Origin of the sequence: Microbacterium sp. GbtcB4 (assembly GCF_019091465.1) — a bacterium.
Taxonomy (GTDB): Bacteria; Actinomycetota; Actinomycetes; order Actinomycetales; family Microbacteriaceae; genus Microbacterium; species Microbacterium paraoxydans.
Map to the genome: position 1 here is coordinate 777,382 of NZ_JAGXJJ010000001.1, position 23,070 is coordinate 800,451.

The 23,070-nt window shown below is 71.1% G+C and carries 17 protein-coding genes; 8 read left to right on the plus strand and 9 right to left on the minus strand.

Annotated elements, in window-relative coordinates:
- Window positions 1-13 precede the first annotated feature (13 nt).
- Window positions 14-1,315, minus strand: coding sequence for an ABC transporter substrate-binding protein (locus tag KVS71_RS03685; protein ID WP_217583848.1), 1,302 nt, complete (start codon window positions 1,313-1,315; stop codon window positions 14-16).
- Window positions 1,316-1,492: 177 nt separating this feature from the next.
- Here KVS71_RS03685 and KVS71_RS03690 point away from each other — a divergent pair, with 177 nt between their 5' ends.
- Entirely contained in the window at window positions 1,493-2,791 is a 1,299-nt protein-coding gene (locus KVS71_RS03690; protein ID WP_217583850.1) for a glycosyl hydrolase, read from the plus strand.
- 78 nt (window positions 2,792-2,869) lie between these two features.
- On the opposite strand, the gene KVS71_RS03695 is transcribed toward KVS71_RS03690, so the two are convergent.
- Window positions 2,870-3,877: a LacI family DNA-binding transcriptional regulator gene (locus KVS71_RS03695; protein WP_368874546.1), complete on the minus strand. Its 1,008-nt coding sequence runs from the start codon at window positions 3,875-3,877 to the stop codon at window positions 2,870-2,872.
- A gap of 152 nt (window positions 3,878-4,029) precedes the next feature.
- Here KVS71_RS03695 and KVS71_RS03700 point away from each other — a divergent pair, with 152 nt between their 5' ends.
- Window positions 4,030-7,044 carry a glycoside hydrolase family 38 C-terminal domain-containing protein gene (locus tag KVS71_RS03700; protein WP_217583852.1) on the plus strand — a complete coding sequence of 1,005 codons (3,015 nt, stop codon included), beginning with the start codon at window positions 4,030-4,032 and terminating at the stop codon, window positions 7,042-7,044.
- A 77-nt stretch (window positions 7,045-7,121) separates the two neighbouring features.
- Here KVS71_RS03700 and KVS71_RS03705 read toward each other — a convergent pair whose 3' ends face one another.
- Window positions 7,122-7,895: a hypothetical protein gene (locus tag KVS71_RS03705; RefSeq protein WP_217583854.1), complete on the minus strand. Its 774-nt coding sequence runs from the start codon at window positions 7,893-7,895 to the stop codon at window positions 7,122-7,124.
- Window positions 7,896-7,907: 12 nt separating this feature from the next.
- Entirely contained in the window at window positions 7,908-8,492 is a 585-nt protein-coding gene (locus KVS71_RS03710) for a hypothetical protein (RefSeq protein WP_217583857.1), read from the minus strand.
- Between the two features lie 121 nt (window positions 8,493-8,613).
- On the opposite strand from KVS71_RS03710, the gene KVS71_RS03715 reads away from it, so the two are divergent.
- Entirely contained in the window at window positions 8,614-9,843 is a 1,230-nt protein-coding gene (locus KVS71_RS03715) for a glycosyltransferase (RefSeq protein ID WP_247641618.1), read from the plus strand.
- Between the two features lie 5 nt (window positions 9,844-9,848).
- The gene (locus tag KVS71_RS03720; protein ID WP_217583917.1) at window positions 9,849-11,075 is read left to right on the plus strand and encodes a glycosyltransferase; all 1,227 of its coding nucleotides are present in this window, start codon (window positions 9,849-9,851) and stop codon (window positions 11,073-11,075) included.
- Window positions 11,076-11,079: 4 nt separating this feature from the next.
- Here KVS71_RS03720 and KVS71_RS03725 read toward each other — a convergent pair whose 3' ends face one another.
- Both KVS71_RS03725 and KVS71_RS03730 read right to left on the minus strand, forming a co-directional pair.
- The gene (locus tag KVS71_RS03725; protein ID WP_060923595.1) at window positions 11,080-11,670 is read right to left on the minus strand and encodes a hypothetical protein; all 591 of its coding nucleotides are present in this window, start codon (window positions 11,668-11,670) and stop codon (window positions 11,080-11,082) included.
- Window positions 11,671-11,707: 37 nt separating this feature from the next.
- Window positions 11,708-11,869, minus strand: coding sequence for a hypothetical protein (locus tag KVS71_RS03730; RefSeq protein WP_186326368.1), 162 nt, complete (start codon window positions 11,867-11,869; stop codon window positions 11,708-11,710).
- An 86-nt stretch (window positions 11,870-11,955) separates the two neighbouring features.
- On the opposite strand from KVS71_RS03730, the gene KVS71_RS03735 reads away from it, so the two are divergent.
- Window positions 11,956-12,924, plus strand: a complete 969-nt coding sequence (locus KVS71_RS03735) for a GlxA family transcriptional regulator (RefSeq protein WP_060923594.1) — start codon at window positions 11,956-11,958, stop codon at window positions 12,922-12,924.
- 488 nt (window positions 12,925-13,412) lie between these two features.
- On the opposite strand, the gene KVS71_RS03740 is transcribed toward KVS71_RS03735, so the two are convergent.
- Window positions 13,413-14,111: an NRDE family protein gene (locus tag KVS71_RS03740; protein ID WP_217583861.1), complete on the minus strand. Its 699-nt coding sequence runs from the start codon at window positions 14,109-14,111 to the stop codon at window positions 13,413-13,415.
- A gap of 87 nt (window positions 14,112-14,198) precedes the next feature.
- Between KVS71_RS03740 and coaBC the strand changes: the two genes are divergently transcribed.
- Both coaBC and KVS71_RS03750 read left to right on the plus strand, forming a co-directional pair.
- The gene (gene coaBC / locus KVS71_RS03745; protein ID WP_217583863.1) at window positions 14,199-15,398 is read left to right on the plus strand and encodes a bifunctional phosphopantothenoylcysteine decarboxylase/phosphopantothenate--cysteine ligase CoaBC; all 1,200 of its coding nucleotides are present in this window, start codon (window positions 14,199-14,201) and stop codon (window positions 15,396-15,398) included.
- An 85-nt stretch (window positions 15,399-15,483) separates the two neighbouring features.
- Window positions 15,484-17,697 carry an ATP-dependent Clp protease ATP-binding subunit gene (locus KVS71_RS03750; RefSeq protein ID WP_082750120.1) on the plus strand — a complete coding sequence of 738 codons (2,214 nt, stop codon included), beginning with the start codon at window positions 15,484-15,486 and terminating at the stop codon, window positions 17,695-17,697.
- A gap of 68 nt (window positions 17,698-17,765) precedes the next feature.
- On the opposite strand, the gene KVS71_RS03755 is transcribed toward KVS71_RS03750, so the two are convergent.
- Both KVS71_RS03755 and KVS71_RS03760 read right to left on the minus strand, forming a co-directional pair.
- Window positions 17,766-18,353, minus strand: coding sequence for a nitroreductase family protein (locus KVS71_RS03755; RefSeq protein WP_025104923.1), 588 nt, complete (start codon window positions 18,351-18,353; stop codon window positions 17,766-17,768).
- Between the two features lie 99 nt (window positions 18,354-18,452).
- Complete coding sequence (locus tag KVS71_RS03760; RefSeq protein WP_217583865.1) at window positions 18,453-19,361, minus strand: LysR substrate-binding domain-containing protein; 909 nt, start codon at window positions 19,359-19,361, stop codon at window positions 18,453-18,455.
- Window positions 19,362-19,498: 137 nt separating this feature from the next.
- On the opposite strand from KVS71_RS03760, the gene KVS71_RS03765 reads away from it, so the two are divergent.
- The gene (locus KVS71_RS03765; protein WP_217583867.1) at window positions 19,499-22,993 is read left to right on the plus strand and encodes a bifunctional proline dehydrogenase/L-glutamate gamma-semialdehyde dehydrogenase; all 3,495 of its coding nucleotides are present in this window, start codon (window positions 19,499-19,501) and stop codon (window positions 22,991-22,993) included.
- Window positions 22,994-23,070 lie beyond the last annotated feature (77 nt).

Below are 23,070 nucleotides of genomic sequence, written 5' to 3' on the forward strand. Positions count from 1 at the left end.
TCCGCGCGCATGCTCACTGGTCCACGCGGTTCGCGTTGGCGTACTCGACGATCTTGTCGAGCTGCGTCTTGGCGTCGGCCTCGCCGTTCACGGCGAGAGCGATCTGCTGGGTCATGTAGGTGGCCATGTCCGAGGTCCACTGGAACGGCAGCGCCTTGGCGTCCTTCATCGCGCCGAACACGGTGTCGATCGCGGCGAGCTGCTTCTCGTCCGTGACCGAGGAGGCGATGTTCTCGACGACCTGGTCGCCGCCGTCGGCCGTGCCCGGGGCAGTGCCGACCGCGAGGGAGGAGAACGCGACCTGGTTCTCCTCGTTCGTCGCGAACTCGGCGAACGCGAGGGCCGCTTCCTTGTTGTCGGAGTCGGCTGAGACGTTGAGGCCCTGCACGTAGAGCGGGGCGACACCGAGGCGCGGGGTGGCGACGGTGTTCTCCAGCAGTGCCGGGGCGTCCTTCTGCAGATCGGTCGTGAAGCCGGTGCCGCCGGTCGTGAAGGCGACCTTCTCCTGGATGTACGCCTCCGCGTTCCCGCCGTAGTCGCCGGTCAGTGCCTCCGCGGGCATCGCGCCCGCCGCGTAGGCGTCGGCGTACTGCTCGATGATCGCGGCGGCCTCGTCGGTGTTGAAGTCGAACTCGCCCTCGTCGTTGATGACCTCCATGCCGGCGGCGGTGAAGGTGTCGAGCGCCGGGATCGAGGAGAGGAGCTGGACCTTGCCGCCGGACTCCGTGGCGACGTCCTTCGCGAGTGTGAGCAGCTCGTCGACCGTCGTCGGGAGGTTCTCCTCGGTGACGCCGTACGGGGCGAGCTGGGCGAGGTTCCACCAGGACGCGTCACTGGAGAGGTACCAGGGCAGGCCGTAGGTGCCCTCGACGCCGGGGTACTGGCTGTAGGCGTCCCAGGCGCCGGCGTTGTACGCCGCCTTCAGGTCCGGATCCGCGGTGTCCAGATCGACGAGCTTCCCCGCCGCGACGAGGGGGTAGGCGATGTCCGGCGGCAGGTTGAGCACGTCGGGCAGCGTGTCGGCGTTCGCCTGGCTCAGGATCTTCTCCTGGTAGCCGTCGCCGGGCTGGTCGAGCCATTCGACGGTCACGTCCGGGTGCTCCTCCTCGAACGCGGCGATGAGGTCTTCGAAGTACGGCGTGAACTTCTCGTTCTTCAGCGACCAGGTCTGGAACTGGATGGTTCCGCTGAGCTCGCCGGAGGTGTCGATGGGGCCGGCGTCGTCGGAGGCGGCGCCCCCTCCGGTGCAGCTCACGAGCGCCAGGGCGCCGATCGTGAAGGTTGCCAGAGCGACAATGCGTGCGGGAACTTTCATCGTGCTTCTTCCTCGAGGCGGGCGATTCGGCGCGGTCCGACGAAAGGACTACAGCGCTTTAGCAGATGAAACCATCGGATTCGGTCGGTGTCAAGACATCCCTATCGAGGCTGATGCTCAAGCGTTATAGTGGTGCGACATGTCCTCGCGGGAGGGCACGGTCCGAAAGGTGCACACATGACGCAGCGCGGCGCTCTCGACGCCCCACTCCGCTTCGGGGCGAACTACACGCCGTCGACGGACTGGATGCACTCCTGGCTCGACTTCACCCCGGACGACGTGCGTCGCGACTTCGCGGCCCTCGCCGCACTCGGCCTCGACCACGTGCGCGTGTTCCCGCTCTGGACCGTCCTGCAGCCCAACCGCACCCTCATCCGGGCGAAGGCGATCGACGACGTGCGCACTATGGTCGACATCGCCGCCGAGTTCGGCCTGGACGCGAGCGTCGATGTCATCCAGGGGCATCTGTCGAGCTTCGACTTCGTCCCGTCCTGGCTGTACACCTGGCACGACCGGAACATGTTCACCGATCCGAGCGCCCTGGACGGTCAGGCGCAGCTGGTGGAGCGGCTCGCCGGTGCCCTGCGGGACGCGCCGAACTTCCTCGGGCTCACGCTCGGCAACGAGACGAATCAGTTCTCGGCGCACACCCATCCCTCGCCGTGGCCGGTCACGACGGATGAGGCCGGCGGGTGGATCGAGGCCCTGCTCGCCGCCGCGGACCGGGGAGCCCCCGGGCTGCCGCACGTGCACAGCGAGTACGACGCGGTCTGGTACATGGACGATCACGGGTTCACGCCGGCGCATGCCTCCCGGCTCGGCGCGATGACGACCATCCACTCCTGGATCTTCAACGGCACCGCCCAGCGCTACGGCGGGCGCTCGATCGCCGCCGACCGCCACGCGGAGTACCTCATCGAGCTGTCCCGCGCGTTCGCGACGGATCCCGCCCGGCCCATCTGGTTGCAGGAGGTGGGTGCCCCCTCGAACTGCCTCGACGAGAGAGAGATGCCCGGATTCCTCGAGGCCACCGTGCGCTCGGCTCTCCGCACCGAGAACCTCTGGGGTGTGACCTGGTGGTGCTCGCACGACGTGAGCCGGGAGCTCGCCGACTTCCCGGAGCTGGAGTACTCCCTCGGGCTGATCGACCAGGAGGGTGCGGCGAAGCCCCTCGGCCGCCGGTTCGCGGAGCTCATTCCCGAGCTGCGCACCCGCACCGCGGCTCCGGACCGCCAGACGGCGATCGTCGTGGACGTCGACGAGCAGGAGGTGCCGGTGAGCCGGGCGGCGCTGAGCCCCGGCGGCGCGGTCTTCCAGGCCTGGGTCGATGCCTGCGCCGCGGGCGAGGATCCCTCTCTGGTGACCTCCCGCACCGCACAGGATCCCGCGGCGCTGGAGGCACGCGGCATCCACCGTCTCATCCACCCCGCCCCGTCCGCCGTGACGCGCTACGCCTCCGTCAACACCGTCGTCTGAGGCCGAGACCCCGGGTTGTCGTCGACACCCCGGGGTGCGTGCGTCGAGAGCCCGGGGTGTGGGCGGGGAGGCGGGGTCTCAGCGGGGTGGTGGCGCGGTGCTCTCGCGAGCGGTGAGCACCGGGGTCGGGCCCTGGACGCTCGGCAGCGTGGTGCCGGCCTCGATCTGCTGCAGCAGGAGCGTGGCGGCCTGCTCGCCGAGCTCGAACGTGTCGCGGGTCATCGCGGTGATCGACGGGTTGATGAGACCCGCGATGACCGAGTCGTCGAACGACGCGAGGGAGACGTCGCGGGGAACCGCCCGGCCCATCTCCTGGGCGACCCGGAGGCCGGCGACGGCCATCACGTCGTTGTCGTACACGATCGCGGTCGGGCGCTGCCGGCCGGAGAGCAGCGCGCGCGTCACGGCGGAGGCGCGGGCGGGGGAGAAGTCGGTCGTGATGACCTCACCGGAGACGCCGTCCGCCGCCATCCGCTCCAGCACCTCGGCGCGCAGACGGGTGTGCTCCAGTTCAGCCGGACCGGCGACGTAGGCGATGCGCGTGTGACCGAGGGCGGCGAGGTAGGAGAACAGGGTCTCCGCGACGGTGTCGTCGCCGATCCACACGCTGGGCACCGCGCCGTCCGGGGAGGGCTTCGAGCCGATCATGACGGCGCGGGCGTCCAGGGCCGTGATGCGCGCGCCGCGCGGGTCGTCGTCGCGCGGGTCGATGAGGATGATGCCGTCGACCTGATTCGACGACCGCCACTGCCGATGCACCTCCATCTCCTCGTCGATGTCGGCGACGAGGCGGAGTTGCAGACCGACCTTGCTCTCGGAGAGCCGGGACTCGATGCCGGCGATGAGGTCGGTGAAGAAGGCCTCGGAGCCGAGGGAGCGCGCCGGGCGGGCGAGGGCGAACCCGACCGCGTTGGCCCGGGCGCCGACGAGGGCGCGCGCGGCGGAACTCGGCTGCCAGTGGTGCTCCTCGATGATCGAGAGGATGCGCTGCCGCGTCTCCTCGCTCACGCCGGGACGACCGTTGAGGGCGAACGAGACGGCGCCGGGGGAGACGCCGGCCATGCGCGCGATATCCGCGATGGTCACGCGTTTCCCCGGGGTCATAGGCATCACCCTACTTGATCGGTTTAGCCTCTCGAAAGCAGCGGAGAACGTGCCGTAGACTCCCGTGCTAGATCGTTTTAGTAACGACACGCATCGAACCCAGTCCCTCACCGTCGAGCCCGGAGAACCCCACCATGCATGACGACACCTCGCTCACCGTCGGCCGCGTCAAGCGGGTCCTCGAAGAGCGCATCCGCCCGGCGATCCACTCGGCCGCGATCCCCCTCATGGTCGAGGCGCACCAGCTCCCCGGAGAGCCCATCGCCCCGGCGGAGGGCCTGGCGCTCTCGTTCACCCCCGCCGCGGTCGGCGAGCTGTGGGGCCCGGCGTGGGGGACGACGTGGTTCAAGCTCACCGGTCGGGTGCCCGCGGAATGGGCAGGCCGCCGGGTCGAGGCGCTGATCGATCTGGGCTTCGACGTGAACATGACGGGGTTCCAGTGCGAGGCCCTCGCCTACCGGCCGGACGGCACGCCGATCAAGAGCATCAACCCGCGCAACCAGTGGGTCCCGATCGCCGAGACCGCCGCGGGTGACGAGGCCGTCGAGCTCTACCTGGAGGGCGCGTCCAACCCCGTCCTCCTCGACTACCACCCCTTCCTGCCGACGCAGGAGGGCGACATCCTCACCTCCTCGAAGGAGCCGCTGTACCGGCTGCGCCGCCTCGACCTCGCGGTGTTCGAGCCCGAGGTGTTCGATCTGTCCCTCGACCTCGAGGTGCTGTTCGAGCTGCAGGCGGAGCTCCCCGCCACGTCGCCGCGCCGCATGCGCATCCTGCAGGCGCTGGACGACGCGCTCGACGTGCTCGACCTGCAGCACATCGTGGAGACCGCCGGTGACGCGCGGGCCCGGCTCGCGGATGTCCTCGCCGCTCCGGCCGAAGCGAGTGCGCACCGGATCTCGGCCGTCGGCCACGCGCACATCGACTCCGCCTGGCTGTGGCCGGTGCGCGAGACGATCCGCAAGGTCGCGCGCACCACCTCGTCCATGACCACGCTCATCGAGGAGCAGCCCGAGTTCCAGTACGGCATGTCGAGCGCGCAGCAGTACGCCTGGATCAAGGAGCACCGTCCCGAGGTGTGGGAGCGGGTCAAGGCCGCGGTCGCCGCCGGACGCTTCCTGCCGCTGGGCGGTATGTGGGTGGAGTCCGACACCGTCATGCCGACGGGGGAGTCGCTCGTGCGGCAGTTCTCGCACGGACAGCGGTTCTTCGAGCGGGAGTTCGGCATCCGGTCGAAGGGCGTGTGGCTGCCGGACAGCTTCGGCTACTCGCCGGCCCTTCCGCAGCTGATGCGTCGTGCCGGGTTCGAGTGGTTCTTCACGCAGAAGATCTCGTGGAATCAGCAGAACGTGTTCCCGCACCACTCCTTCCTCTGGGAGGGCATCGACGGCTCGCAGGTGTTCACGCACTTCCCGTCGATGGACACCTACAACTCGCAGCTCAGCGGCATGGAGGTGGCGAAGGCCTCGCGTCAGTTCAAGGAGAACCGCCGCAGCTCGCGGTCGATCGCCCCGGTCGGCTGGGGTGACGGCGGCGGCGGCACGACGCGCGAGATGACGGGCAAGGCCGAGCGGCTGCGCGACCTCGAGGGCAGCGCGCAGGTGGTGTGGGAGCACCCGGACGTGTTCTTCGACGCCGCCAAGGCCGAGCTGCCGAACCCGGCCGTGTGGGTCGGCGAGCTCTACCTCGAGCTGCACCGCGGCACGCTCACGAGCCAGCACGCCACGAAGGCTCTGCACCGCTGGGCCGAGCACGCGCTGGTGGAGGCCGAGCTGTGGGCCGCGACCGACGCCGTGCGCACCGGCGCCGCGTACCCGCAGGCCGAGCTCGACCGGCTCTGGCAGGCCGTGCTGCTGCATGAGTTCCACGACATCCTGCCCGGAACCTCGATCGCTTGGGTGCACCGCGAGGCCGTCGCCGTGCTGTCCGACGTGCTCTCGGATGCGCGCGACATCGCTGACGCCGCGCGCCGGTCGCTCGCCGGGGAGGGCGACCGCGAGCTGCTGTTCGAGCCGACGTCGGTCGGTCGGGGGCGCGCACTCGGCGCCTCGTGGGTCCCGGAGCCCGTCGAAGGGCCGGTCTCGCTCGTCGAGGACGCTTCGGCAGGCTCAGCGACCCACCCGGGATGGCGGATCGAGAACGATCTCGTGTCCGTGCTCGTCTCGGGCGAGGGCCTGATCGTCTCCGCCGTCGACAAGGCCACGGGGCGGGAGACGGTCGCCGCAGGCAAGGCCGCGAACCTGTTCCAGCTGCACCAGGACTTCCCGAACATGTGGGACGCGTGGGACATCGACCGCTACTACCGCAACAGCGTCGACGACCTCACGGCGGTCTCGTCGATCGAAGCGTCGCTCGTGGACGGTGTCGCGCAGATCGTCGTCGTGCGTCCGTTCTCGGAGTCGACCATCACGCAGACGATCCTTCTCGCGCCGCAGTCGCGCACCGTGCTGCTGCGCAACGACATCGACTGGCACGAGACCGAGAAGCTGCTCAAGCTCGCCTTCCCGCTCGACATCCAGGCGTCGCACACTGAAGCCGAGACGCAGTTCGGCTACCAGGCGCGCGTCACCCACACGAACACGAGCTGGGAGGCGGCGAAGTTCGAGACCTCGATGCACCGCTTCGTGCTGGTGCGCGAGCAGGACTTCGGTGCGGCCCTCGTGAACGACTCGATCTACGGGTACGACACGACGCGCGAGGTCGGCGAGGACTGGGTCACCACGACCGTGCGGCTCTCCCTGCTGCGAGCGCCGCGCTTCCCCGACCCGGACACGGATCACGGGCTCCACGAGATCGAGGTCGGCCTCGTGATCGGCGCCGACGCCGCGATCGCCACGGCCGAGGGCATCCGCCTCAACAGCACGCCCACGGTGATCCGCGGGGCGCGCGAGGTCGAGCCGCTGGTGGAGGTGTCGGGCGAGGGGATCGTCGTCTCCGCCGTGAAGCTCGCCGACGACGGTTCCGGCGACGTCATCGTGCGGGTGTACGAGGCGCTCGGGCGCCGGGCGGTCGGCGAGCTGTCGGTCGGCTTCGAGCACCGCGAGGTGCGCGAGGTGAGCCTGATCGAGGACGAGATCGAGGCGCCCCGCCTCGGCGGCGGGCTCCACCTCCGCCCCTTCGAGGTCCGCACCCTCCGCATCGTCCGCTGAGCCCCCGGCCTCCGCGTCGCCGGGCGCTCCGCGCCGGATCAGAAACGCGCCTCCCCGCCCTACGGGAGGCGCGTTTCTCATCCCGCCGGGCGGGATCGGTGCGCGTCCTCGACGGTGCGCATCGCCGCGACGCCGTCGACCAGCGCAGGTCGCTGATCGGGGGCGTCGCGGAAGAAGGAGACGACGGAGGCCACTGCTGCCGGGTCAGACCCCAGGTGATGCGCATCGAGGATCACGGGGGCGCGTCCGGCGATCGAGATCGCCAGCTTCGGCCCGTGTGGGCCGACAGGTGTGGTGGTGCCGATCTCCTCCCAGGAGGCTTCGACCCGGGCGGATCTGCGGACTCCGTGCAGGCCCCTCTCGTCGAGTACGAGACCCAGCGGGTGGCCTTGCGCGAGGACTTCCCGACCGAGGCCGACGAGCGAGACGACGGCGAGCACGTACGGGCCCCATTCGAGAAGCCGACCGCCCATCGTCGGAAGGCCCAGGGTGTGAACGAGGAAGGCCGCCGCTGCGGGAAGCAGACCCGTCACGGGAACGAGCCACGAGGAGATGCGGACGCCCGTGGACGGCGTGAATCGCAGCGGGCCGCTTGCCTCGATTCGGATCAGGCGTTCGCGCAAGGACCGCACCCAGAACCAGAGTGCCACCGCGAGCATCCCGGCGTAGAGAGCGAGTGCGATCAGGATGAGGCGGAAGCCTGGACGGGTATCCATGATCGCCAGCAGCAGGGGCAGCAGAGGAAGGATGCCGACGAGCCCGAGCGCCGCAGACGGGAAGCGGCCGTTCGGGTGGACCGATCGTGAGCCGTCGACGATGCGCGGGGACCGCGCGACAGTGTTCGTCGGCATCCGCATCCGGTGTCAGGCGGGCGGGAGGCGGAGGACGTCGGGCGACTCGCCGCCGGTGAGGTCGTCGGCGATGCGGAGGCTGCGGGCCAGCTCGTCCAGCGCGCCGATGAGCGTGCCGAAGCGTTCCCGGTCGCTGCAGACGGCGGTCAGGGTCACCAGGTGCGTACCGGTGTCCCACGTGTAGGTCGCGAAGGGCGGCGCCGAAGGCGAGGGCGGGGTCGGGACCACGAGTTTCTCGCCGACGCCGAGCCGGGTCGGGAAGGAGGTCGCGTCGTACTCCATCGGCATCGACGCGCGGGCGATCCGGATGTCGGGGGTCAGCGCCTGCACCGTCGCCATCGCCACGACGAGGTCCGGCTCCGCCTTCCACGTCCACGCGAGCACCCGGCCGTCGGCCTTCTTCATGAGCATCGGCGCGGCCTGGCTCATCGCCCAGGCTCCGAACCGCGAACCGGGGCGCTCCGTCGCGCCGACCGCGGCGTTCACCTGGCCGAGCAGCATCCGGATCGCGGCCTTGCGATGCCGGCGTCCCCTCCACCCGAGCGAGTCCGTCACGGGGATCCACAGCTGGGGGTCGGCGTCGGCGTGCAGTCGCATGGCTTCACGGTATCGGCCGAGGCTGAAGGATGCCGGTATGGCTCGGCGTCGGGGACAGGGCCCTCGGGTAGAGTTGCCACCGCCCGACCAGGGCTTCTCCTTGGCCGCCACCCCGTTAGGCATCTCTGTGACCTCCTCCGACGATCCGATCGATGCGTCGCGCGACGCCACCGCCGTACAGCCCCGTCCGCTGAAGATCCTCCTCGGCTGCGACACGTTCGCGCCCGACATCAACGGCGCCGCCCGCTTCGCCGAGCGTCTCGCCGCCGGGCTCGTGCAGCGCGGGCACGAGGTGCACGTCGTCGCCCCCAACCAGGCCTACCGTCGCACCGCGCCCCGCACCGAGGTCATCGAGGGGGAGCCGATGACGCTCCACCGCCTGCCCTCCGTGCGCTGGGCCCCGCACGACTGGCTGCGCTTCGTGTGGCCGTGGCGCTCCAAGCACTACGCCCGGAAGGTGCTCGACGCCGTGCAGCCCGACGTCGTGCACATCCAGTCCCACATCGTGATCGGGCGCGGACTCGCGCGCATCGCGAAGCAGCGCGGCATCCCGGTCATCGCGACGAACCACGTCATGGCCGAGAACATCCTCGACCACACGACCATGCCAAAGTTCGTCGACGACCTGGTGCTCAAGTTCGCCTGGGCCGACGCGAAGCGCACCTTCGACCTGACGCGGGCGATCACCACGCCGACGCGTCGGGCCGCCGACTTCCTGGAGAAGACGGTCGAGGTGCGCGGCGTCATCCCGGTGAGCTGCGGCATCGACCGCTCCCAGTACACCCCGGTCATCGCCCCGCGCGAGGAGAACCGGCTCGTGTTCGTGGGCCGGCTGACGGCGGAGAAGCAGGTCGAGGTCATCCTCAAGGCGATGACCAAGCTCGACCCGGCGCTGCACACGACGTTCGACATCGTCGGCGGCGGAGACCAGCGGAAGCAGCTCGAGCACCTGACGGCACAGCTCGGGCTGTCGGACCGGGTCACCTTCCACGGCCGGACCACCGACGAGGAGCTGCGGGCGCTATTGTCCCGTGCGAGCCTCTTCGTCATCGCGTCGATCGCCGAGCTGCAGTCCATCGCGACGATGGAGGCGATGGCATCGGCGTTGCCGATCGTCGCCGCGGACGCCGTCGCCCTGCCGCACCTCGTGCACGACGGCGAGAACGGCCACCTCTTCACGCCGGGAGACGTCGACGACCTCGCCGCGAAGCTGACCGCCGTGCTGACCGCCTCCCCCGGCGAGTACGAGCGGATGCAGAAGGCGTCCCTCGACGGTGTGGCCATCCACGACATCAACCGCACGCTCGACACCTTCGAGGCGCTGTACCGCGACGAGCCGCTGCCCGAGTGACGCGGATGCACGTCGTCTTCTTCGCCGATCAGCACCTCGACTCCCTCGGCGGGGCGCAGGTGTCGATGCGGCTGCAGCGGACGTTCCTGGAGCGCGCCGGGCACACCGTGACAGTCGTCGCGCCCCGTATGCACGCACGGCGCGACGACGCCGCACCATCCGAGGGGAACGTCGACCTTCCGTCGCTGCCGATCACCCTCGATCGGGAGTACGCGATGACCTGGCCGGGGCGGGCGACCGATCGGACTCTCGACCGGGCCATGGCGCACCGCCCGCCCGTCGACCTCGTCCACGTGCAGGCCGACTTCTGGGGCGCCTTCATCGGCCACCGCTTCGCCGCCCGGCACGGAATCCCGGTCGTGCACACGATGCACAACCGCGTCGATGTCGGGCTCGCCGCAGTCACCCCGCTGCACCGGCCCGTGCTCGCCGTGCTCAACCTCTGGCGCCGCGCTGCCCTCCGCGGCATCGGCATGCCGGTCGGCGGCAGCGACGGGTGGTCGTACCTCCGCGGTCTCGCGGCGAGCGCCGCCGCCGTCACGGCCCCGTCAGGGCACTTCGCGCGACGCCTGGAGCAGAACGGCGTGGCGCGGACGGTTGACGTCGTGTGGAACGGCATCGACGATGACGTCCGTGCGCAGACCCTCGCAGCGGCCCCCGCCGAACGGACGCCGGGGCGCGCGCGCTTCGTCTGGCTCGGGCGGATGAGTCCGGAGAAGCGCCTGCTCCCGTTCCTCCAGGCCTGGGTCGACGCGGGCATCGACGCAGAGCTCGAAGTGATCGGCGGCGGCGGACAGCGCACCGCTGCCGAACGCATCGTCGCGGGACGTGCGGACGTACGGTTCGCCGGCCGACTCTCCTATGCGCAGACGCTGGAGCGGATCGCCGCCGCCGATGCGCTCGTGCAGACGTCCATCGGGTTCGAGACCCAGGGCATGACGCCGTTCGAGGCGGCCACCCTCGGCACGCCCTCCGTCGTGTGCGATCCCGACATCGCCGCGGAACTCCAGGGCGGGCTCTGGGCGGTGCCGACGACGGATCCGCACGCTCGCGGACGAGCCGTCGAGGCGCAACGGATCGAGGCCCTCGCCGCGACGCTGCGGCAGGCGGCCGCGGACATCGCGGACGGGATCGCGCCGCGGCCGGTGCCCGCCGTGGCGGACGCCTTCCGGCAGTCGTCGCGGACGGCCGCCATGATCGAGGTCTACGAGCGGGTGCTCCCGCGATCCTGAGCGGTCACAGGAACCCGTAGAAGGTCGACGAGAGCCAGCTCAGCACGATCGTCAGCAGACCGGCGCCCGAGATGCCGATGGCGATCCCGGCGAGCAGCCGCGGACCCGGGCGTCGCGCCGCGATGAGGCCGAGCACGAGCGCAGCCCCGTAGCCGAGGAAGGTGAGGATGCCCGACGCCCCCTCGATCAGGCCGATCAGGCTGTAGGTCCGGTCCGACATGTAGACGAACGGCCGCGCGAGGATCAGGAACACGTCGATCGCGAGGGTCACTAGCGCGACGATGAAGGCGGCGCGCCCGAGGCCGTTGCCGGATGTGCTCGGGGCCGGTGCGCCATAGGGCGGGATGCCGGCGGATCCGGGGACGAATCCCGGTGCGGTCGGTGACGGCTGCGGTATCGCGGTGGGGGAGGCCTGCGGGGTGGCGGTGGGGAAGACATGACCCCCGCCGAGGCCGGGGGCGTACGGCGCTCCCGGTGCGGGGGCCTGCGCGCCGGGGTACTGCGGCTCCGCCGGGAGCGACGGAGGGGTCGGGGTCGCGGCCGGGTCGACGGCGCCGTCGCGCGAGGGCTGTCCGGGCTGCTGGGGGTCGCTCATGACCCGAGCGTAGCCCTCCTCGCGGATTGTCGGCAGGTCAGCGGTAGACGTGGCCGGGGTCGGCCTGCGACAGGGCGTCCTGACCGGCGACGCGGCTCCAGTCGGTGGGGGTCGGGCGGTAGCCGTCGCGCCGCAGTTCGACGAAGGTGGCGACGACCGCCCAGATGACGAGGGCGAGGAGGAGGATGAGGAGTACCATGGCAGAAAAGCTACGCTCGGTGTGATGCTGCCACGAGTGGCGGATCGGGCACTGTGCGTAGGAAAACTGCCATTCCGGGAGCTGTGATGAAGACCGTCGCGTGCGTGGTGCAGGACGGCTTCGCGCCGTTCGAGTTCGGGGTCGCCTGCGAGGCGTTCGGCCTCGACCGATCGGCCGACGGGGTGCCGAACTTCGACTTCCGCATCGTCGCCCCGCGGCCCGGGGTCGTGCGCTCCAAGATCGGCTTCTCCATCAACGTGGAACACGATCTGTCCTTCGCCGCGGAGGCCGACCTCGTCGTGTTCTGCCCGGTGCCGCGCGAGGTCTGGGGCGACATCGACCCGCTCCTCGTCGACCTGGCCCGCGAGGCCGTGGCGCGCGGCGCCTGGGTCATGAGCGTGTGCAGCGGGTCGTTCATCCTCGCCGCGGCCGGAGTGCTGGACGGGCGGCGGGCGACGACGCACTGGATGTACGCGCACACAATGGCCGACATGTACCCCGCCGTCGACATCGACCCGGACGTGCTCTTCGTCCAGGACGGCCGCATCATCACCAGCGCGGGCACCGCCGCGGGCATCGACGCCTGCCTGCACCTGCTGCGACAGGAGCTCGGGGCGGAGATCACCAACCGGATCGCGCGTCGGATGGTCGTGCCGCCGCAACGGGACGGGGGTCAGGCGCAGTTCATCGATCGCCCCATCCCGGTCGCGCCCACGGATTCGCTCGCCGTGGTGGCCGACTGGGCGGTGGAGAACCTCCGCGAAGACCTGACGGTCGACCAGCTCGCAGCGCGGGCACTCATGTCGCCGCGGACCTTCGCGCGCCGCTTCAAGGCCGAGTACGGGGCGACCCCTGCGGCGTGGCTCGGCCGGCAGCGGATCATCCAGGCCCAGCGCCTCCTCGAGCGCACCGATCTTCCGCTCGAACACATCGCGACGGACTGCGGCTTCGGTTCCGCGGCCGTCCTCCGGCAGAACTTCGCCCGCGTGCTGGGCGTGACTCCCACCGCCTACCGCGCCCGCTTCTCCTGCGCCGACGCCCTCCCCGCCGCCTGACACCCCTCCCTCCTGTCCTCCCGTCCGTCCTTCAGCCGTGCGGGACCAGTTTCGTGCCCCCTCGCCACGCGTCCGGGCCACTTTCCGTCCCGCCACGATTCCGCCACCGTTCCCCGCTGTCGTGCGGGCTCGAAAACGCGCGGCACGGAGCCGGATCCGGAGCGTTTACCGTCCCGCATCAGCCCGAACGGTCCCGCGACAGGCCCCGGCATTCTGGTCCAGCCCCGCCCGGCGGGCATCGCCCCCCAAGCTCCGCAGCGGATCTCGTCGAACCGAGGGGTCGGTCGCCCGCATCAGTGCGGGATCAGTAAGGCCCTGCGGGATGGACGGCCGGGTGCGTTTTCGATCCTGCGCGGGAAGCGGCGGGCCGGGCGGGATCAGAAAGGGGCCGCGGGCGGAGGGCGGGGGCGCGGTTGTGATCTCGCGGCGCGAGCGGTGGAGGGGCGGAGGGGTGGAGCGGATGGGGCGGGGGGAGGGAAAGAGGGGGGTCAGTGCCAGTGGGCGGGGGAGGGGAGGGTGACGTCGCGGACGTCGACCCCGGCGGGCGTGATCGTGGCGACCGCGTAGAGAAGGGACTGCGTCGGGTACCCGTGCGGGCGGTTGTCCCGGATGATGGCGCGGTCGTCTTCCGGGGGCAGGGTCGCCGAGGATCCGAGGAGCGCGGTCCACTCGGTCGCCCAGTCGGCGCTCGCCGCGGCGGGCCCGAGCGCCCGGAACTCCGGGAGCCACGCGGCGATGCGCGGGGTCCCCTCGTCGTCGAGGTCGTCGTGGGCGATCATGTGGGTCCCGGGCTCGATCGGGGTCTCCCGCAACTCGGCACCGTCCCACGAGAGCACTCGCGCGCCCTCCGGACCGACTTCGAGCAGATTGAAGCCGTGCATCGGCGGGGCTCCCTGCGGAGAGCGACCGGTGACCGCGGCGAGCGGAAGGGTCCCGCGGGAGACGGCCGCGGTCGCGGAGAGGTCCTGCACGTCGGCGCGGTTGAGGAGCACGGCGAGGCGTCGTTCGGCGGGGTTCACGGCGAGCCAGGCCCCACCGGCGCGGCGGTCGCGGATGCCGATCACTCCCGGGTACTCCTCGGGCCACCACGGGCCGAGAGCATCCCACTCCCGGGCCGGGTCCTCGTCGCGGACGGCCAGCAGCCGCGCGGAACCCGCGGCCTCGACATCGATCACCACCGTGCACACGCCTCCGAGTCTAGGTCGGCCGGGACGGGCGGGGACGGATCCGCACGCGACGGCCCGGGCGTCCGGACCCTGGGGCAGAATCGAGGCGTGAACATCGTCGTGGGAGTCACGGGCGGCATCGCCGCGTACAAGACGGTGCACCTCGTGCGCCTGCTCACCAAGGCCGGTCATGACGTGACCGTCGTGCCCACGGAGGATGCGCTGCGCTTCGTGGGCCTGCCGACCTGGGAGGCGCTGAGCCGGCACCCGGTGACGACGAGCGTGCACGAGGATGTCGCCCGCGTGCGGCACGTCGCGCTGGGGCAGGGGGCGGACCTCGTCGTGGTCGCCCCGGCGACGGCGAACTCCCTCGCGAAGATGGCCGCGGGCCTCGCCGACGACCTCCTCGGCACGACGCTGCTCGCGACCGAGGCGCCCGTGCTCGTCGCCCCCGCGATGCACGCGGAGATGTGGCGGAACCCCGCCACGCAGGCGAACATGGCCACGCTCCGGGACCGCGGCGTGCACGTGGTCGGCCCCGCCGACGGCGAACTGGCCGGCGGCGACAGCGGCCCCGGTCGCATGGTCGAGCCCGAGGAGATCCTCGCCGCCGTCCAGGCGCTGCTGGCCCCGGGCGACCTCGCAGGCGTGCGGGTCGTCGTCTCGGCGGGCGGCACGCGGGAGCCCATCGATCCGGTGCGCTTCCTCGGCAACCGGAGCAGTGGCCGCCAGGGGGTCGCGCTCGCGGCGGAGGCGGCGGCGCGCGGCGCGGAGGTGGCGCTCGTCGCGGCGAACGTCTCCGGGGACGTGCTCGCGGAGGCCCGCCACCCGCACATCCGGATCGTGCGGGTCGGCACAGCCGCCGAGCTGTCCGCGGCGATGAAGGAGGAGGCGGCGACGGCCGACGTCGTGTTGATGGCGGCGGCGGTGGCCGACTACCGTCCGGTCGAGGTCTCCGCCCGCAAGCTCACCAAGGACCGTGGCGGCGTAGGCACGATCGAACTCGTCGAGAACGAGGACATCGTCGCCGCGCTCGTCGACATCCGGCGGGAAGGGCAGCTCATCGTCGCGTTCGCGGCGGAGACCCCGGAGGACGAGGCCGAGCTGCTCGCCCGTGCCCGCGGCAAGCAGGAGCGCAAGGGGGTCGACCTGCTGGTGGTGAACGAGGTCGGCTGGGAGCAGGGTTTCGAGCGTGGCGAGAACGCCGTGCACATCCTCGGTCGCGGAGGGGCCCTGGCGCGGACCGCGGCCGGGACCAAGCGCGAGGTGGCGGCGGCCGTCTGGGACGAGGTCGCCCGCGAGAGGTGAGAGGTGGTGGAGCCGCGCACCACCGAATGCTAAACTTGAGTCAACCAAACTCAACTTTCAGAAGGAGCATCTCCAGGAGGAGCGCATGACCACCCCGCAGACCGGATCCCCGAACCAGGAACAGCAGTCCGCCCTCGAGCAGTTCGGCATCAACCTGACCGACCGTGCCCGCGAGGGCAAGCTCGACCCCGTCATCGGACGGGACAGTGAGATCCGGCGCGTCAGCCAGGTGCTCACCCGCCGCACCAAGAACAACCCGGTGCTGATCGGTGAGCCCGGCGTCGGCAAGACCGCGGTGGTCGAAGGCCTCGCGCAGCGCATCGTCGCGGGCGACGTCGCCGAGTCCCTCAAGGACAAGGAGCTCGTCTCGCTCGACATCTCCGCGCTCGTCGCGGGTGCGATGTACCGCGGCCAGTTCGAGGAGCGCCTGAAGCAGGTGCTCAAGGAGATCACCGAGTCGGACGGCCAGGTCATCACGTTCATCGACGAGCTGCACGTGCTCATGGGCGCGGGCGGCGGCGAGGGCTCGGTCGCGGCCTCGAACATGCTCAAGCCGATGCTGGCCCGCGGCGAGCTGCGGCTCATCGGCGCCACCACGCTCAACGAGTACCGCGAGTTCATCGAGAAGGACGCCGCCCTCGAGCGACGCTTCCAGCAGGTGTACGTGGGCGAGCCGACGGTCGAGGACACGATCGCGATCCTCCGCGGGCTCAAGGGGCGTTATGAGGCGCACCACGGGGTGACCATCTCCGACAGCGCGCTCGTGGCCGCGGCCTCCCTCTCCAACCGCTACCTGCCCGCGCGGCAGCTGCCGGACAAGGCCATCGACCTGATCGACGAGTCGATGTCTCGTCTGAAGATGGAGATCGACTCCTCTCCCGTCGAGATCGACCAGCTCAAGCGTCAGGTCGACCGGCTGAAGCTGGAGGAGCTCGCGCTCAAGCGGGAGAAGGACGCCGCGTCCAAGGAGCGTCTCGGCACCCTCCGCGAGCACCTCGTCGAACTCGAGAAGGAGCTGGCCGGACTCGAGGCCCGCTGGGCGCGGGAGCGGCAGGGCCTGAACCGGGTCGGAGAGCTGAAGAAGCAGCTCGACGACGCGATCACCCAGCGCGACCTCGCCATGCGCAACGCCGACTACACGAAGGCGTCGAAGCTCGAGTACGAGACGATCAAGCGCCTGGAGCGCGACATCGCCGAAGCCGAGCAGGCCGAGGCCACCGCCTCGAGCGAACCGCGCATGGTGAACGAGCAGGTCACCGAGGAGGACATCGCGGCCGTGATCGCGGCCTGGACCGGCATTCCCGTCGGGCGGCTGCTGCAGGGGGAGAGCGAGAAGCTCCTGCACCTGGAGAACGAGCTCGGCAAGCGCCTCATCGGCCAGAAGGATGCCGTCAAGGCCGTGTCCGACGCGGTGCGCCGGTCGCGCGCGGGCATCAGCGATCCCGGTCGCCCCACCGGCTCGTTCCTGTTCCTCGGCCCGACCGGTGTCGGGAAGACCGAGCTGGCCAAGGCGCTCGCGCAGTTCCTCTTCGACGACGAGCACGCCATGGTGCGCATCGACATGTCGGAGTACGGCGAGAAGCACTCGGTCTCCCGGCTCGTCGGCGCCCCTCCGGGGTACGTCGGCTACGAGCAGGGCGGTCAGCTGACCGAGGCCGTGCGCCGTCGTCCGTACAGCGTGATCCTGCTCGACGAGGTCGAGAAGGCGCACCCCGAGGTGTTCGACGTGCTGCTGCAGGTACTCGACGACGGACGGCTGACGGACGGGCAGGGGCGCACGGTCGACTTCTCGAACGTGATCCTCATCCTGACCTCCAACCTGGGCTCGCCGATCCTCATCGACCCCGTGCTCTCCGTGGAGGAGAAGCGGGAGCAGGTGATGGCCCTCGTGCGCCAGGCGTTCCGGCCGGAGTTCCTCAACCGTCTCGACGACATCGTGATGTTCCAGGCGCTCACCGAAGACGACCTCGCGCAGATCGTGGAGCTGTCGGTCGACCAGCTGCACGACCGGCTGCGCGACCGCCGCCTCACGCTCGCGGTCACTCCCGGGGCGCGGTCGTGGCTGGCCGAGCGCGGGTACGACCCGGTGTTCGGCGCCCGCCCGCTGCGTCGCCTCATCCAGACCGAGGTGCAGAACAAGCTGGCGACCGCCCTCCTCTCGGGCGGCGTGCACGACGGCGACACCGTCCGGGTGGACGTGGCGGCCGACGGCACGGGCCTCGTGCTCACCGCGACGACGCCGGAGCCGGAGCCCGAGGACGAGGACGACGTGATCGAGGCCGAGCTGCTCGACGACTGAGCGGCCTCGGCGCACCGCGAAAAGGCCCGGTATGCATCACGCATACCGGGCCTTTCGTGTGTCGATGCTCAGGCGCTGAGGACGACCGTCTCCGCGATCGGACGGCGCACCCGCGGGGCGACCTCGCGCTCCTGCAGCACCTCCGGCAGAGCCTCGATGTCGCCGAACTCGCCGACGGCGATGACGGTGGCGGGGGTGAAGCGGGGCTCGAGGTCGGCGAACTCGCGGACGACCTCGGGGTCGAAGCCGCTCATCTGGTGCACGACGAGGCCGTCGTGGTGGGCCTGCACGGAGAAGTGCGCCACGGCCTGGCCGAGGTCGTAGAACGCGTGGCTGATCGGCGTGCCGTCGGCGGTCGCGGTCTCGGCGATCGCGACGACGAGGACGGCCGCGTTGCCGGCCCAGGCCTGGTTGAAGCCCATGAGCGCGTCGACGATCTGGGCGTGCAGGGCGGTGCCGCGGCGGGCGACGATGAAGCGCCAGGGCTGGATGTTGTTGGCGGAGGGGCTCCAGCGGGCGGCCTCGAGGGCGGTGGCGAGCTTGGCCTCGTCGATCGGGTGCTGCGCGTCGTACGCGCGGGGGCTCCAGCGGCCGGCGAGGACGTCGAGGACGGGGTGCTCGGTCGGGGCGGTGCGGTCGATGACGGGAGTGCTCACGGAAGTGCCTTTCGGACGGAGGGGATCGGACGCCGTCGTCCGGGTACACGGGGGATGAACCGATGCATGTGCATGCATATTCCCGGAAGTCGGTTCGCGTCAGTCCAGGAGGTTGCGGGAGGCGGCGTCGGCGAGCGCGGCGCGGACGGCGCGGATCGACGGGGCGTCCGCGGAGACCCGGCGCGCGGAGGAGAAGATCTCCCGGCGCGGTTCGTGCGGGAGCGGGGCGAGGTCGACCGTCGGGGTGTCGCCGGCCCACACGAGCTCGGGGAGCAGCCCGACCGCGAGTCCCGCGTGGATGAGCCGGACGTGCGCGGTGAGGTCGGCCAGCTCGAAGCGCACGTCGGGCTCGAACCCGGCGGTGCGGCAGAGCTGCTCGGCCCACGCGCGGGAGGCGGTCCCGGCGGGTTCGAGCACCCACGGCTCGGCGCGGGTCGCCCACAGGGCAGCGACGGGATCGGCGGATTCCGACGCTCCCGGACGCCGGGCGAGGGCGATGGCGTCGTGGGCGAGCACCACGCGGTCGAGGTCGGCGTGGATGGGACGCGTATGGCCCGGATACTGCTCCGCGAGGATGAGGTCGTAGTCGCGGCTCGAGACGCCCACCAGCCCGGACTCCGGATCCCGCTCGGTCACCTCGACGCGCAGGGCGGGGTGGCGCGCGCCGAGGGCTGCGAGGGCGCGGGGCAGCAGGGAGTGCGCGGTGGACTGGAACACCGCGAGGCGCACGGTGCCGGTCACCTCGGTGAGCGATTCGGCGACGGCGACCTGGGCGTGCTCGAGCTGATCGAGGATGCCGATGGCCTCGGCCACCAGGACGTTCCCCTGCGGCGTGAACTGCACGCCGCGACCGACCCGACGCAGCAGCGGCACCCCGACATCACGCTCCAGCGCGGCGAGCTGCTGCGACACGGAGGCCTTGCTGTAGGACAGCGCATCGGCCACGGCGGAGAGCGTGCCGCGGCGTGACAGCTCCACCAACAGACGCAGGCGATGGACGTCGAGCACGGCGGTTCCGATCGTTCGGGAGGAGTGAACAGAATCCACTCGAATCGGTTGATAGACGGAGCCTACCGAGCGGCTGGACAATGATCCAGCCGCACACGACACCCGGGTGTGCGAGGCCGAGGAAGGTACCCCGCTTCATGACCGTCATCGACGACACCACCCCCCGCACCGAAGAGGTCGCCGCGCTCGTGGAGCGCTGGCTCGCCGAGAGCGAGACCCACCCGGTCGAGCCCGCCGCCCAGCGCCTGTCCGAAGTGCTCAAGGACCCGAACGGCCTCGCCTTCACGGTCGGCTTCGTCGACGGCGTCATGCGTCCGGAGGATCTGCGGGTCGCCGGCCGCAAGCTCGCCGAGCTCTCCGACATCACGCCCACGCTGCTGCCCGGCTACCTCCGGGCCGCCATCAAGGCCGGCGGGTTCTGGGCGCCGAAGCTCCCGAACGTCGTCGTGCCGATCTCGCGGCGCGTGCTGCGGGCCATGGTCGGGCACCTCGTGCTCGACGCCACGCCGTCCAAGCTCGGTCCCGCGATCGCCAAGCTCCGCAAGACCGGCAACCGTCTGAACCTGAACCTCCTCGGCGAGGCCGTGCTTGGGGAGCGCGAGGCGGGCCGCCGACTGCAGGGCACGTACGACTTCCTCGCCCGTCCGGACGTCGACTACGTCTCGATCAAGGTCTCGAGCGTCGTCAGCCAGCTCTCCATGTGGTCGTTCGACGAGGCCGTCGCCGACGTCGTCGAGAAGCTCACCCCGCTGTACCGGCTCGCGGCGAAGGCCGAGGCGAAGGGTGCCCGCACCGGGACCCAGAAGTTCATCAACCTCGACATGGAGGAGTACCGCGATCTCGACCTCACGATCGCGGCCTTCACGAGCATCCTCGACCAGCCCGGCCTGGAGGACCTCGAGGCCGGCATCGTGCTGCAGGCGTACCTGCCGGACGCGCTCGGTGCCATGCAGCGGCTCCAGGAGTGGGCGGCCGCCCGCCGCGCCAAGGGCGGAGCGCCGATCAAGGTGCGCGTGGTCAAGGGCGCGAACCTCGCGATGGAGGAGGTCGACGCGAAGGTGCACGGCTGGCCGCTCGCGACGTACGGCACCAAGCAGGATTCCGACACGAACTACAAGCGCGTGCTCGACTGGGCGATGACCCCCGAGCGGCTGGATGCCGTGCGCATCGGCGTCGCCGGGCACAACCTCTTCGACATCGCCTACACCTGGCTGCTCGCGAAGGCCCGTGGCGTGACCGACCCTTCGACAGGCTCAGGGACCCAGGGGCTGAAGGGCGCCCTCGTGGAGTACGAGATGCTGCTCGGCATGGCGACCGGGCAGGCCGAGGCCGTCCGCAAGGACGTCGGCCGCCTCCTCCTCTACACGCCGGTCGTGAACCCGGCGGAGTTCGATGTCGCGATCGCGTACCTCGTGCGGCGCCTCGAGGAGAACGCGAGCCCCGAGAACTTCATGTCCGCCGTGTTCGAGCTGGCCTCGAACCCGACCCTGCTCACCCGCGAGCGGGAGCGCTTCGAGCGCTCCCTCGCCGCGCTCGTCGCGGACTCGTCGGTACCCGGCCCGAACCGCACCCAGGACCGCACGGCTCCGCGCCCCGCGAACACCACGGACGGCTTCGCGAACGAGCCCGACACCGATCCCGCGCTCGCCGCGAACCGCGCGTGGGGTCGGGAGATCCTGCAGCGCTCGGTGTCGTCGACGCTCGGCCGGGACGCCATCGCCGCCGCGCGCATCGAGACCGACGCCGAGCTGGACGCCGTGTTCGCCGCCGCCACCTCCGCCGCCGAGAAATGGGCGGCGCTCCCCGCCGCCGAGCGCGCCGCCGTCCTGCACCGCGCGGGCGATGAACTGGCCGCCCGCCGCGGCGAGCTTCTGGAGATCATGGCGCACGAGGCCGGCAAGACCATCGCGGAAGCCGATCCCGAGGTCAGCGAGGCGATCGACTTCGCGCACTACTACGCCGAGCGGGCGAAGGACCTCGAGGCCATCCCCGGCGCCGAGTTCGTGCCGTCGAAGGTGACCGTGGTCACGCCGCCGTGGAACTTCCCCGTGGCGATCCCCGCCGGCGGTGTGCTCGCCGGCCTCGCCTCCGGATCCGGCGTGATCATCAAGCCCGCGAAGCTCACCCAGCGGTGCGGCGCCGTGATGGTCGAGGCGCTGTGGGCCGCGGGCGTCCCGCGCGATCTGCTCGCCCTCGTCGACCTCGCCTCCCGCGACCTCGGCACCCGACTGGTCGCGAGCCCCCAGGTCGACCGGGTCATCCTCACCGGGGCCTACGAGACCGCGCAGCTGTTTCGCTCCTTCCGGGCCGACCTTCCGCTGCTCGCCGAGACCAGCGGCAAGAACGCCATCATCGTGACGCCGTCGGCCGACCTCGACCTCGCGGCCGCCGACGTCGCCCGCAGCGCGTTCGGCCACGCCGGGCAGAAGTGCTCGGCCGCGTCGCTGGCGATCCTCGTCGGGTCGGTGGCCGACTCGAAGCGCTTCGAGCGGCAGCTCGTGGACGCGGTCACCTCGATGCGCGTCGGGCTTCCCGACGACCCCGCCACGCAGATGGGGCCGATCATCGAGCCCGCGAACGGCAAGCTCCTCACCGCGCTCACCACGCTCGACAAGGGCGAGCGCTGGCTCGTGGAGCCCCGGAAGCTCGACGACGAGGGGAAGCAGTGGACGCCGGGGGTGAAGACCGGCGTGCGCGAGGGCTCGTACTTCCACCTGACCGAGTTCTTCGGACCCGTGCTCGGCATCATGCACGCGAAGGACCTCGACGAGGCCATCCGGCTGCAGAACGCCGTCGACTACGGCCTCACCGCGGGGCTGCACTCGCTGGACTCCGCCGAGGTCGCGACCTGGCTGGATCGCGTCGAGGCCGGCAACCTGTACGTGAACCGGGGCATCACCGGCGCCATCGTGCAGCGCCAGCCGTTCGGCGGCTGGAAGCGCTCGGCCGTGGGCGCCGGAGCCAAGGCCGGCGGCCCGAACTACCTCTTCGGTCTCGGTGAGTGGCGTGCGGGCGAGCTGCCCGCCGCGGCTCCGGGTGCGGCGGTGACCCCGGCCGTGACCGGGCTGCTGGAGGCGGCTGCGCCTGAGCTCGACCCCGTGGGTATCGAGTGGCTGCACCGCGCCGCGGCCGCCGATGAGCGCGCGTGGATCGACGAGTTCGGCGCCGTGAGCGACAAGTCCGGACTCGGCGTCGAGCGCAACGTGTTCCGGTACCGTCCGGTGGCGGTCGACGTGCGTATCGCCGAGGACGCGCCGTTGGCCGAGGGAGTCCGCGTGCTCGCCGCGGCACTGCGCAGCGGCAGCCCCTTCACCGTGTCGGCCGCGTCGCTCCCGTCCCGCGTGGAGAAGGCGCTCAAGGCCCAGGGCGTGACCGTGAAGACCGAGTCCGATGCCGCGTGGACGAAGCGCTACGCGAAGGGCGCCCGGTCGTGGCAGCGGGTGCGGCTCGTCGGTGGCGATGCCGCCGCGCTGCACACGGCCCTCGACGGCAGCCCCGACGTCGCGGTGTGGTCCCACGCCGTGACCGGAGCGGGTCGGGTGGAGATGCTCCCGTTCCTGCACGAGCAGGCCGTGTCGATCACCAACCACCGCTTCGGCAACCCCACCACCCTCTCCGACGGCCTCCTCTGACACCGAGACCCCGGGTACACGCCGAGACCCCCTGCTGCACACGCGTGCAGCAGGGGGTCTCGACGCGAAGGCGGGGT

What these genes read in the sequence shown, in the direction of transcription:
- KVS71_RS03685 (WP_217583848.1), bottom strand. Translation starts at nt 1,315, where the DNA reads ATGAAAGTTCCCGCACGCATTGTCGCTCTGGCAACCTTCACGATCGGC.
- KVS71_RS03690 (WP_217583850.1), top strand. Translation starts at nt 1,493, where the DNA reads ATGACGCAGCGCGGCGCTCTCGACGCCCCACTCCGCTTCGGGGCGAAC.
- KVS71_RS03700 (WP_217583852.1), top strand. Translation starts at nt 4,030, where the DNA reads ATGCATGACGACACCTCGCTCACCGTCGGCCGCGTCAAGCGGGTCCTC.
- KVS71_RS03705 (WP_217583854.1), bottom strand. Translation starts at nt 7,895, where the DNA reads ATGCCGACGAACACTGTCGCGCGGTCCCCGCGCATCGTCGACGGCTCA.
- KVS71_RS03710 (WP_217583857.1), bottom strand. Translation starts at nt 8,492, where the DNA reads ATGCGACTGCACGCCGACGCCGACCCCCAGCTGTGGATCCCCGTGACG.
- KVS71_RS03720 (WP_217583917.1), top strand. Translation starts at nt 9,849, where the DNA reads ATGCACGTCGTCTTCTTCGCCGATCAGCACCTCGACTCCCTCGGCGGG.
- KVS71_RS03725 (WP_060923595.1), bottom strand. Translation starts at nt 11,670, where the DNA reads ATGAGCGACCCCCAGCAGCCCGGACAGCCCTCGCGCGACGGCGCCGTC.
- KVS71_RS03730 (WP_186326368.1), bottom strand. Translation starts at nt 11,869, where the DNA reads ATGGTACTCCTCATCCTCCTCCTCGCCCTCGTCATCTGGGCGGTCGTC.
- KVS71_RS03735 (WP_060923594.1), top strand. Translation starts at nt 11,956, where the DNA reads ATGAAGACCGTCGCGTGCGTGGTGCAGGACGGCTTCGCGCCGTTCGAG.
- KVS71_RS03750 (WP_082750120.1), top strand. Translation starts at nt 15,484, where the DNA reads ATGACCACCCCGCAGACCGGATCCCCGAACCAGGAACAGCAGTCCGCC.
- KVS71_RS03765 (WP_217583867.1), top strand. Translation starts at nt 19,499, where the DNA reads ATGACCGTCATCGACGACACCACCCCCCGCACCGAAGAGGTCGCCGCG.